12 protein-coding genes are annotated in these 8,589 nt (G+C 65.0%); 10 read left to right on the top strand and 2 right to left on the bottom strand.

Translation table 11 applies throughout. The features are described from left to right. Positions 1-181: 181 nt before the first annotated feature. The 9 genes from SPHV1_RS12845 to SPHV1_RS12805 are packed head-to-tail and all read left to right on the top strand — an operon-like array spanning position 182 to position 6,599. Positions 182-592: an SUF system Fe-S cluster assembly regulator gene (locus tag SPHV1_RS12845; protein ID WP_007012550.1), complete on the top strand. Its 411-nt coding sequence runs from the start codon at positions 182-184 to the stop codon at positions 590-592. Next, on the top strand, positions 589-2,079 hold the full coding sequence (sufB, locus tag SPHV1_RS12840) for a Fe-S cluster assembly protein SufB (RefSeq protein WP_054946436.1): 1,491 nt from the start codon (positions 589-591) through the stop codon (positions 2,077-2,079). The genes SPHV1_RS12845 and sufB overlap by 4 nt, the downstream gene beginning before the upstream one ends. Continuing rightward, on the top strand, positions 2,079-2,555 hold the full coding sequence (locus tag SPHV1_RS12835) for an endonuclease domain-containing protein (protein WP_054946435.1): 477 nt from the start codon (positions 2,079-2,081) through the stop codon (positions 2,553-2,555). Before sufB ends, SPHV1_RS12835 begins: the two co-directional genes overlap by 1 nt. Before the next feature lie 2 nt (positions 2,556-2,557). Next, a complete protein-coding gene (gene sufC, locus SPHV1_RS12830) occupies positions 2,558-3,301 on the top strand; it encodes a Fe-S cluster assembly ATPase SufC (RefSeq protein WP_054946434.1) in 744 nt (247 codons plus the stop codon). Beyond that, on the top strand, positions 3,298-4,035 hold the full coding sequence (locus SPHV1_RS12825) for a SufD family Fe-S cluster assembly protein (protein WP_054946433.1): 738 nt from the start codon (positions 3,298-3,300) through the stop codon (positions 4,033-4,035). Before sufC ends, SPHV1_RS12825 begins: the two co-directional genes overlap by 4 nt. A 47-nt stretch (positions 4,036-4,082) precedes the next feature. Further along, positions 4,083-5,240: a cysteine desulfurase gene (locus tag SPHV1_RS12820; RefSeq protein WP_054946432.1), complete on the top strand. Its 1,158-nt coding sequence runs from the start codon at positions 4,083-4,085 to the stop codon at positions 5,238-5,240. Next, positions 5,237-5,728 carry an SUF system Fe-S cluster assembly protein gene (locus SPHV1_RS12815; RefSeq protein ID WP_054946431.1) on the top strand — a complete coding sequence of 164 codons (492 nt, stop codon included), beginning with the start codon at positions 5,237-5,239 and terminating at the stop codon, positions 5,726-5,728. The genes SPHV1_RS12820 and SPHV1_RS12815 overlap by 4 nt, the downstream gene beginning before the upstream one ends. After that, positions 5,725-6,243 (top strand): GNAT family N-acetyltransferase, encoded by a 519-nt coding sequence (locus tag SPHV1_RS12810; RefSeq protein ID WP_054946430.1) that lies wholly within the window; start codon positions 5,725-5,727, stop codon positions 6,241-6,243. Before SPHV1_RS12815 ends, SPHV1_RS12810 begins: the two co-directional genes overlap by 4 nt. Continuing rightward, on the top strand, positions 6,240-6,599 hold the full coding sequence (locus SPHV1_RS12805; protein ID WP_054946429.1) for an iron-sulfur cluster assembly accessory protein: 360 nt from the start codon (positions 6,240-6,242) through the stop codon (positions 6,597-6,599). The genes SPHV1_RS12810 and SPHV1_RS12805 overlap by 4 nt, the downstream gene beginning before the upstream one ends. Before the next feature lie 15 nt (positions 6,600-6,614). On the opposite strand, the gene SPHV1_RS12800 is transcribed toward SPHV1_RS12805, so the two are convergent. Both SPHV1_RS12800 and SPHV1_RS12795 read right to left on the bottom strand, forming a co-directional pair. After that, positions 6,615-6,917: a hypothetical protein gene (locus SPHV1_RS12800; RefSeq protein WP_054946428.1), complete on the bottom strand. Its 303-nt coding sequence runs from the start codon at positions 6,915-6,917 to the stop codon at positions 6,615-6,617. A gap of 71 nt (positions 6,918-6,988) precedes the next feature. Next, complete coding sequence (locus SPHV1_RS12795) at positions 6,989-7,441, bottom strand: hypothetical protein (protein WP_139383934.1); 453 nt, start codon at positions 7,439-7,441, stop codon at positions 6,989-6,991. A 137-nt stretch (positions 7,442-7,578) separates the two neighbouring features. Between SPHV1_RS12795 and SPHV1_RS12790 the strand changes: the two genes are divergently transcribed. After that, positions 7,579-8,586: an adenosine kinase gene (locus SPHV1_RS12790; RefSeq protein WP_054946427.1), complete on the top strand. Its 1,008-nt coding sequence runs from the start codon at positions 7,579-7,581 to the stop codon at positions 8,584-8,586. The last annotated feature ends 3 nt before the right edge of the window (positions 8,587-8,589 follow it).

The raw sequence follows: 8,589 nt of genomic DNA, 5'->3' as shown, positions 1-8,589 counted from the left end.
CCCCGCCCCCCCCTTTTTTTCGTCCTGCTTCCCGAATGCCGTTGCGCCGCATGGCCGCGGATCCCGGAAACCCGGGCGCACGAGCTGTCACAATCGACCATTGAAACTCACCGGACCCTGCACTAGGTGAAATTGGAAAGATTTACTCCGATTTGAATTCAGGGTCCGGAACACAACAAGAATGCGCCTTTCGAGCATGGCAGATTACGCCGTCGTCATCATGTCCGCTGCAGCGCGGCATTGTGGCGGTGCGCGCGTGTCGGCCGGCCAACTTGCCGAGGAAACCGGGCTTCCCGGACCCACGGTACAGAAGCTCGTTAGCAAACTCACCGGCGCGGGGCTCATGCGGAGCTCGCGCGGCGTCGGCGGGGGACTGAAGCTGGCAAGACCGCCGGCGGCGATCTCCATTGCCGACATCGTCGAGGCAGTCGAAGGGCCGATCGCGCTCACCGCCTGTCTCGAACAAGGAAAACACGACTGTACGCTGGAGGGGACCTGCAACATGCAACCGCACTGGCCGCAAGTGAATGCGGCCTTGCGCGGAGCACTGGCGCAGGTTTCGCTGGTCCAGCTCGTCGAGGAAGTGGAATGACCGACGAAACGATCCAACCTGAACTGCGCGATCAGGCCGCGCGCGAAGCGGCCGCACGCGTCGCCGAGTACGAGCACGGCTGGGTTGCCGACATCGAGCAGGAATTCGGGCCCAAGGGGCTTTCCGAAGATACCGTCCGTTTCATCTCCGCCAAGAAGGATGAGCCGGAATGGATGCTCGAGTGGCGCCTGAAGGCCTATCGCCGCTGGCTCGAGATGACTCCGCCCGACTGGGCGAAGCTCGATGTGCCGCCGATCGACTACCAGGAAGCCTACTACTGGGCCGCGCCCAAGAAGAAGGACGGCCCCAAGTCGCTCGACGAGGTCGATCCCGACATTCTCAAGGTCTACGAGAAGCTGGGCATTCCGCTCGAGGAACAGAAAGTCCTCGCCGGCGTCGAAGGTGCGCGCAAGGTCGCGGTCGATGCCGTGTTCGACTCCGTTTCGGTCGCCACGACCTTCCGCAAGGAGCTTGAGCAGGCCGGCGTCATCTTCCGCTCGATCTCCGAAGCGATCCGCGAATATCCGGAACTGGTGAGGAAGTGGCTGGGCAAGGTCGTGCCCCAGCACGACAACTACTTCGCCGCCCTGAACTGCGCGGTCTTCTCCGACGGGACCTTCGTCTACATCCCCGAGGGTGTGCGCTGCCCGATGGAGCTGTCGACCTATTTCCGCATCAATGCCGAGAATACCGGCCAGTTCGAACGCACCCTGATCGTGGCCGAAAAGGGCAGCTACGTCTCGTACCTGGAAGGCTGCACCGCACCGATGCGCGACGAGAACCAGCTTCACGCCGCCGTGGTCGAGCTGGTCGCGCTCGAGGATGCGGAGATCAAGTACTCGACGGTGCAGAACTGGTACCCGGGCGATGCCCAGGGGAAGGGCGGCATCTACAACTTCGTGACCAAGCGCGGCCTGTGCCAGGGCGCGCGCTCGAAGATCTCGTGGACCCAGGTCGAAACCGGTTCGGCGATCACCTGGAAGTACCCGAGCTGCGTCCTCAACGGCGAGGATTCGGTGGGCGAGTTCTACTCGGTCGCGGTCACCAACAATTACCAGCAGGCCGACACCGGCACGAAGATGATCCACAACGGCAAGGGCAGCCGCTCGACGATCATCTCCAAGGGCATTTCGGCGGGCAAGTCGAACAACACCTATCGCGGCCTCGTGCGCGTCGCCGCCAATGCCGATGGCGTGCGCAACTTCACCCAGTGCGATTCGCTGCTGCTGGGCAAGGACTGCGGCGCGCACACCGTACCGTATATAGAAGTGAAGAACCCCTCTGCGCAGATCGAGCATGAGGCGACCACCAGCAAGATCAGCGATGACCAGCTGTTCTACGCCATGCAGCGCGGCCTCGACACCGAGGAAGCCGTGGCGCTGATCGTCAATGGCTTCGCCAAGGAAGTTTTGCAGCAACTGCCGATGGAATTCGCCGTTGAGGCGCAGAAGCTTCTCGGCATCTCTCTGGAAGGAAGCGTAGGGTAATGACCGAACGCAAGACTCTGGGCGTCAGCCGTTCCGCCCCCGCGTCGAAACCCGACGTCAGCACCTTCAACGTCACCGGTGCCCGTCTCGAACGGCTCAAGGAACGCGCCCGCGATCAGCGCCGCAATCCCACCGAGGCGCAGCAGGCGCTCTGGGCCGAGCTTTCCGGCTCGAAGCTGGGCGGCGTCAAGTTCACCCGCCAGGCCGTCGTCGGTTCGACAGTCGTCGATTTCGCCTGCCCGTCGCGCTGGATCGTCATTTCGATCTCCACGGCCGACGCCAACCCGGAAGTCGAGACGCTGCAGGACAGGAAGCTGTCCGATGTCGGCATCCGGGTCCTGCGCTTTACCGAGGAAGCCGTGCTCGACGACCGCGAAAGCGTGATGAAAACCATCGTCTCTGAAACCAACAAGCCGTTCGACAAGCGCAGCGCGCGCAGCCAGTTCGCTCCCAGGATGGAGAGCGCCGAAGGATGACAATGCTCAAGATCGATAATCTCCAGGCCACCGTCGCAGACAAGCCGATCCTCAAGGGCCTCTCGCTCGAAATCAATCCGGGCGAGATTCATGCCATCATGGGCCCCAACGGCGCCGGCAAGTCGACTCTGGGCTACACGCTGGGCGGTCGCCCCGGTTACGAAGTGACCGGCGGCTCGGTGACTTTCGACGGACAGGACCTGTTCGAGCTGGAACCCCACGAACGCGCAGCGGCCGGCCTGTTCCTCGGCTTCCAGTACCCGGTCGAGATTCCGGGCGTTTCCTTCGTCCAGTTCCTGCGCGAGGCGGCCAATGCCCAGCGCAAGAGCAGGGGCGAAGAGCCGCTGTCGGGCGGCGAGTTCCTCAAGCTGGCCAAGGAAAAGGCCGGATTGCTGCGCCTCGACATGGACATGCTCAAGCGCCCGGTGAACGTCGGCTTCTCCGGCGGTGAGAAGAAGCGCGCCGAAATGGTCCAGATGGGCATTCTCGACCCCAAGCTGGCGATCCTCGACGAGACCGACTCCGGCCTCGACATCGACGCACTGCGCGTCTGCGGCGAAGGCATCAACGCGATCATGCGCGCACCCGACAAGGCGGTGCTGCTGATTACCCACTACCAGCGCCTGCTCGACTACGTGAAGCCGGACTTCGTCCACGTCCTCGCCAATGGCCGCATCGTCAAGTCGGGCGGTCCCGAACTGGCCCATCAGCTTGAGGCCGAGGGCTACGAAGCGGTGGCTGCATGACTCTCGCCGCGACTCTTCCCACCCGGAAGGACGAGGCCTTCCGTTATGCCGACTTCGACGCACTGGCCGGCGTCTGGCCGATCGCGCGCGAGGAAATCGTCGTTGCGGCCGGACAGGAAGATTCGCGCCAGATCGTCGAGCTGGGCGAGGCCGCGGTTGCGCGCCACCTGGCGATTCGCGTCGAGAAGGGCGCGAAGCTCGACTTGCGCATCCTGACCGCCGGCCCCGCCTACGGCCGCATTGCCGTCGATGTGGAACTGGCCGAAGGCGCGGACTTCCTGCTCGGCGCGGCGCAGCTCGCAACGGGTAGCGAAACGCTCGAGATCGTCACCGAAGTGACCCACTGCGAGCAGAATGCGACGTCCATGCAGGTGATCCGCTCGGCGCTCGCCGGGCATTCGACCGGCACTTATCTCGGCCGCATCGCCGTGGCGCGCGGCGCGGATGGCACCGATGCCGAGCAATCGGTCCGCGCCATGCTGATCGACCGCACCGCGACGGCCAATGCCCGACCCGAGCTGGAAATCTATGCCGATGACGTGAAGGCGGCACACGGTTGCGCGGTCGGCGAACTCGACGCGCAGGGCCTGTTCTACCTGGCTTCGCGCGGGCTTACCCCACCGCAAGCCAAGCGACTGATGTTGCAGGCTTTTGTTGCCGAAGCCTTCATCGGCGCGCCGAACGAGGAAGCGCTCAGCGAAGCGGCCCTGGCCCGGCTGGAGTCGATCCTGTGAGCACCCAGGCGGCTACCCGGATCTCGGTGCGTGACCAGTTCCCCGGCATGGCTGGCGGCTGGCACTACCTCGACACCGCCGCCACGGCGCAGAAGCCGCAGGCGGTGATCGACGCGACGGTCGATGCGATGGGCCGCGACTATGCGACCGTGCATCGCGGCGTCTATGCCCGCTCGGCGGAAATGACGCTGGCCTTCGAAGCCGCGCGCCGCCGGGTCGCCTCCTTCATCGGCGGACGCGAAGAGGAAATCGTCTTCGTGCGCGGCGCGACCGAAGCGATCAATCTCGTCGCCAACACTTGGGGCGTCGAAAATCTCGGGGCAGGGGACCGCATCCTGCTTTCGACGCTGGAGCATCACTCGAACATCGTGCCCTGGCAACTGCTGCGCGAGCGTACCGGCGTCGAAATCGACGTCTGCCCACTGACCGCAGACGGCCGGATCGACCTCGAAGCCGCCGAACGCATGCTGACGCCCGCCCACAAGCTGGTGGCGCTGGCACATGTCTCCAACGTTCTCGGCTCGGTGCTCCACGTGGAACATCTTGTTGAACTGGCGCACAAAGTCGGAGCCAGGGTACTGATCGACGGCTGCCAGGCCGCCCCGCGCATCAAGCTCGACATGGCCGCGCTCGGCTGCGATTTCTACGTTTTCTCGGCGCACAAGCTCTATGGTCCGACCGGTGTCGGCGTGCTGTGGGCCCGCTCAGAGATTCTCGAGAACATGCCCCCGTGGCACGGCGGCGGATCGATGATCGATCGCGTCACTTTCGAGAGGACGACCTGGGCCCCGGCGCCGCAGCGCTTCGAGGCAGGCACGCCTGCGATCGTCGAAGCGATCGGCCTTGCCGCCGCGATCGACTGGCTGGAACAGGTCGGCCTCGATGTCGCCGAAGCGCATGAACGCGAGCTCGCCGCCCGCCTGCGCGAAGAACTGGGCCAGCGCAACGACGTCACCCTGTTCGGCCCTGCCGACTCGGTCGGCATCGTCAGCTTCGCGCTCGATGGGGTCCACCCGCACGATCTCGGCACGATTCTCGACGAAGAAGGCGTTGCCATTCGCGCCGGTCACCACTGCGCGCAGCCGCTGATGGATCACCTTGGCGTTCCCGCCACGGCCCGGGCCAGCTTCGGTCTCTACAACGACGAAAGCGATATCGAGGCGCTCCTGAAAGGAATCGAGCGCACGAGGAGAATATTCGGATGAGCGACGAATCCCGCAAGTTTCAGGTCGAGGAAGTCGATTCGGCAACACCGCCGCCGCGCGCGCGGGTCGAAGACGCCGCGCCCCCGGCCGCCGAGAGTGCGGCCGATAAGCTTGAACGCAAGCGCGACTACCTCGAAGGCTTCCTCGCGGAAAAGCCGCAGGGCGCAAACCCCGGCGAACCGGGCGGCGATATCTACGACGGCGTGATCGCTGCGCTGAAGGAGATCTTCGACCCGGAGATCCCGGTGAACATCTATGACCTCGGCCTCATCTACGGCGTCGACGTCTCGCCCGAATCCGCGGTGGCAGTGACCATGACGCTCACGACACCGCACTGCCCGGTCGCCGAATCGATGCCGGGCGAAGTGGAAATGCGCGTGGCTGCAGTGCCGGGCGTGCGCGACTGCGAAGTCAATCTCGTCTGGGATCCGCCGTGGGACATGGCCAAGATGTCGGACGAGGCGAAGCTCGAACTGGGCATGCTGTGACCGAAACCCTCGCCGCCCCCGAAACTGCCGAAGGGCTGACCATCCGCCTTGCCGATTACGGCTACGAAGGCGATGGCGCGGCGCTGGTTGCGCTGCTCGACAGCTATGCCCGCGACCCGATGGGCGGTGGCAAGGAGCTGGACGAAGCCGTGCGCGCCAGGCTCGTGCCCGCGCTCGATGCCTTCCCCGGCGCATTTACCCTGCTCGCTTTCGACGCGGCGGAACCGGTCGGGCTGGCGAACTGCTTCACCGGCTTTTCGACCTTCGCGGCCCGCCCGCTCGTCAACATCCACGATCTTGTGGTATCCTCTGCGCACAGGGGCAAAGGCATCGGCCGCGCATTGATGCAGGCCGTGGAAGCCGAAGCCACCGCCCGCGGAGCCTGCAAGGTCACGCTCGAAGTGCTGGGCGGCAATGCGCCGGCCAAGGCGCTCTACGCCTCGCTCGGCTATGAAAACTACGCGCTCGATCCCGAAGCGGGAACGGCGCAATTCTGGGAAAAGAAGCTGCCATGACGACTACAGCAACGACTCGTCAGCGTCCCGCCGCGGTCATCCTGACGCCTTCCGCCGAAACGCGCATCGCCAAGCTCATGGCCGACGCGCCCGAAGGCGCGATCGGCGTCAAGCTGTCTACCCCGCGCCGCGGTTGCTCGGGACTTGCCTATTCGGTCGACTACGTCAGCGAGGAAAACGCGCTCGACGAGAAGATCGAGACGCCCGGCGGCACCTTCTACATCGACGGCGCCTCGGTGCTCTACCTCATCGGCTCGACGATGTCGTGGCAGGAAGACGACTTCACCGCCGGCTTCGTATTCGACAATCCCAACGCCAAGGGCAGCTGCGGCTGCGGCGAGAGCTTCACCGTCTGATACGGGAAAGGGGGCTCAATGCCCCCAGGTGTTGAACGTGGAATAGCGGGTTTCGGTATCGCTGCGCGTCTGCTCGGCCAGCGAAATCATTTCATCGTCGTCCTGCCAGTCCTCCGCATCAAAGCGGACCGCACTGTAGATATCGACAATCTCGTACTCATCCTCGTCAAGGGCCTCGGTTGCAAGCCATATCGCTTCGCGAATGTCCTCGCTTGAAACCAGACAGGTTACATGGGCGCCCGCGTAGCCTTCGCGGCGCAGCGGCGGGCTGTCGCCTGCGAGTTCACATGAAACGAGAAAGACACTGCCCTTCGCCATCGGGCAGCATGATAGACACCGCCAGTTAACTTTGACAATTCGGAACTTCCCCGGCCCCCGGGGCAAGCATGTCAGGGCTGGCGCAGCGCAGCCACGCAGGCGGCGCGATCCACGTCCTGTCCATCCGAGGCACGGCGCGCATCGAGGTAGGTCGCCACCGGCTCGCGCGAGGAGGACGTGGGATAGAGGTAGATGTCGAGCACGCAGGCGGTTCCGGTGAACTGCAGCTTGCGCGCATCGCCTTCCCACACGTCGAGCCGGGGACTGCCGAACTGGCGCACGAGTTGCTTCTGGCTCGCCCCGATCACCCCTTCCAGACCGGGCAGGTTCAGGAACTTGGGATCGCGCGGCGAAGTGCGCGTCGGCTGACGCACGGCAGGCACGCGCGACGCACCACCGCTGCCGGACGCGCTGGAAACCCCGCCGGGGCTCGTGCCGCAGGCGGCGAGCAGCATGGCAAGGCAGCAGGCGGCGATGGGTCCGCGAAGACGATGCAGGGAAGCCCCGGACGAAGTCATGATCATGGCTGGCCTGCGCATCGCGCGCCGCCGCTCCGCTGTCAACGGGGGCAATTCGCGCGCGCGCTTGCGGAGCGACAGGGCGCGCGGTAGGCAGGCCGCATCGTCATTTCCCAACCCGATCAGTCAAGGACCTTCCCTTCATGGCATCCAACCCCGTGGCGCCCACCCTGGACGTCATCGCCATCGGCAATGCTATCATCGACGTCATCGCCAATTGCGAGGACAGCCTGATCGAGGAACTCGGCCTTGCCCGGGGCGGAATGATGCTGATCGATGCCGACCAGGCGCGCGACCTCTACGCCGCCATGGGCCCCGCACGCGAAATCTCCGGCGGTTCGGCCGCCAATACGCTGGCCGGGCTTGCCTCGCTCGGCGCAAAGTGCGGCTTCATCGGCCAGGTCGCGCAGGACCAGCTCGGCGAAGTCTTCACCCATGACATCCGCGCCGGCGGCATCGAATATGACACCCCCGCGCGCGCTGGCGACCCGCCGACGGCCCGCTGCCTCATCTTCGTGACGCCCGACGGCCAGCGCACGATGAACACCTTCCTCGGCGCCTCGCACTTCCTGCCCGCCGAAGCGCTCGACGAAGCGACGATCGCCAAGGCTGCCGTGCTTTATCTCGAAGGCTACCTGTGGGATCCCGAAGAGCCGCGCGCCGCAATGCGCAAGGCCATCGCCGCCGCCCGCGCAGCCGGTCGCAAGGTCGCCTTCACCCCGTCCGAAACTTTCGTCATCGACCGCCACCGCGACGATTTCGTGGCCCTCATCGATGATGGCCAGATCGACGTGCTGTTCTGCAACGAGCATGAAATGGCCGCGCTCGTGCAGGACGACGATTTCGAGAAGGGCCTGGCCATGCTCGCGCCGAAGATCCCGGTGCTGGTGGTCACGCGCGGCCCCGAAGGCGCTGTGGCGCTATCGGGCGGCGAGCGTGCCGAAGTCTCGGCCGAACCGATCGAGCGCGTCGTCGACACGACCGGCGCGGGCGACCTGTTCGCCGCGGGCTTCCTCTTTGCGCACGTTCGTGGCATGAATCTCGAACAAAGCCTGAAACTTGGCGCGATTTGCGCCTGCGAGGTGATCTCGCACTACGGCGCCCGCCCAGAGCGGAGCCTGCAGGCGCTGATGGCAGAGAAACTCACCTAAGGA

The sequence above is a fragment of the Novosphingobium sp. KN65.2 genome (assembly GCF_001368935.1).
Classification (GTDB): Bacteria; Pseudomonadota; Alphaproteobacteria; order Sphingomonadales; family Sphingomonadaceae; genus Novosphingobium; species Novosphingobium mathurense.
This window is presented reverse-complemented; position numbering and strand designations above follow the sequence as displayed.

Bases quoted from the DNA above. Each gene is read 5' to 3' on its own strand.
- SPHV1_RS12800 (WP_054946428.1), bottom strand. From the start codon at position 6,917: ATGGCGAAGGGCAGTGTCTTTCTCGTTTCATGTGAACTCGCAGGCGAC.
- sufC (WP_054946434.1), top strand. From the start codon at position 2,558: ATGCTCAAGATCGATAATCTCCAGGCCACCGTCGCAGACAAGCCGATC.
- sufB (WP_054946436.1), top strand. From the start codon at position 589: ATGACCGACGAAACGATCCAACCTGAACTGCGCGATCAGGCCGCGCGC.
- SPHV1_RS12835 (WP_054946435.1), top strand. From the start codon at position 2,079: ATGACCGAACGCAAGACTCTGGGCGTCAGCCGTTCCGCCCCCGCGTCG.
- SPHV1_RS12795 (WP_139383934.1), bottom strand. From the start codon at position 7,441: ATGATCATGACTTCGTCCGGGGCTTCCCTGCATCGTCTTCGCGGACCC.
- SPHV1_RS12815 (WP_054946431.1), top strand. From the start codon at position 5,237: ATGAGCGACGAATCCCGCAAGTTTCAGGTCGAGGAAGTCGATTCGGCA.
- SPHV1_RS12805 (WP_054946429.1), top strand. From the start codon at position 6,240: ATGACGACTACAGCAACGACTCGTCAGCGTCCCGCCGCGGTCATCCTG.
- SPHV1_RS12825 (WP_054946433.1), top strand. From the start codon at position 3,298: ATGACTCTCGCCGCGACTCTTCCCACCCGGAAGGACGAGGCCTTCCGT.
- SPHV1_RS12790 (WP_054946427.1), top strand. From the start codon at position 7,579: ATGGCATCCAACCCCGTGGCGCCCACCCTGGACGTCATCGCCATCGGC.
- SPHV1_RS12820 (WP_054946432.1), top strand. From the start codon at position 4,083: ATGGCTGGCGGCTGGCACTACCTCGACACCGCCGCCACGGCGCAGAAG.
- SPHV1_RS12845 (WP_007012550.1), top strand. From the start codon at position 182: ATGCGCCTTTCGAGCATGGCAGATTACGCCGTCGTCATCATGTCCGCT.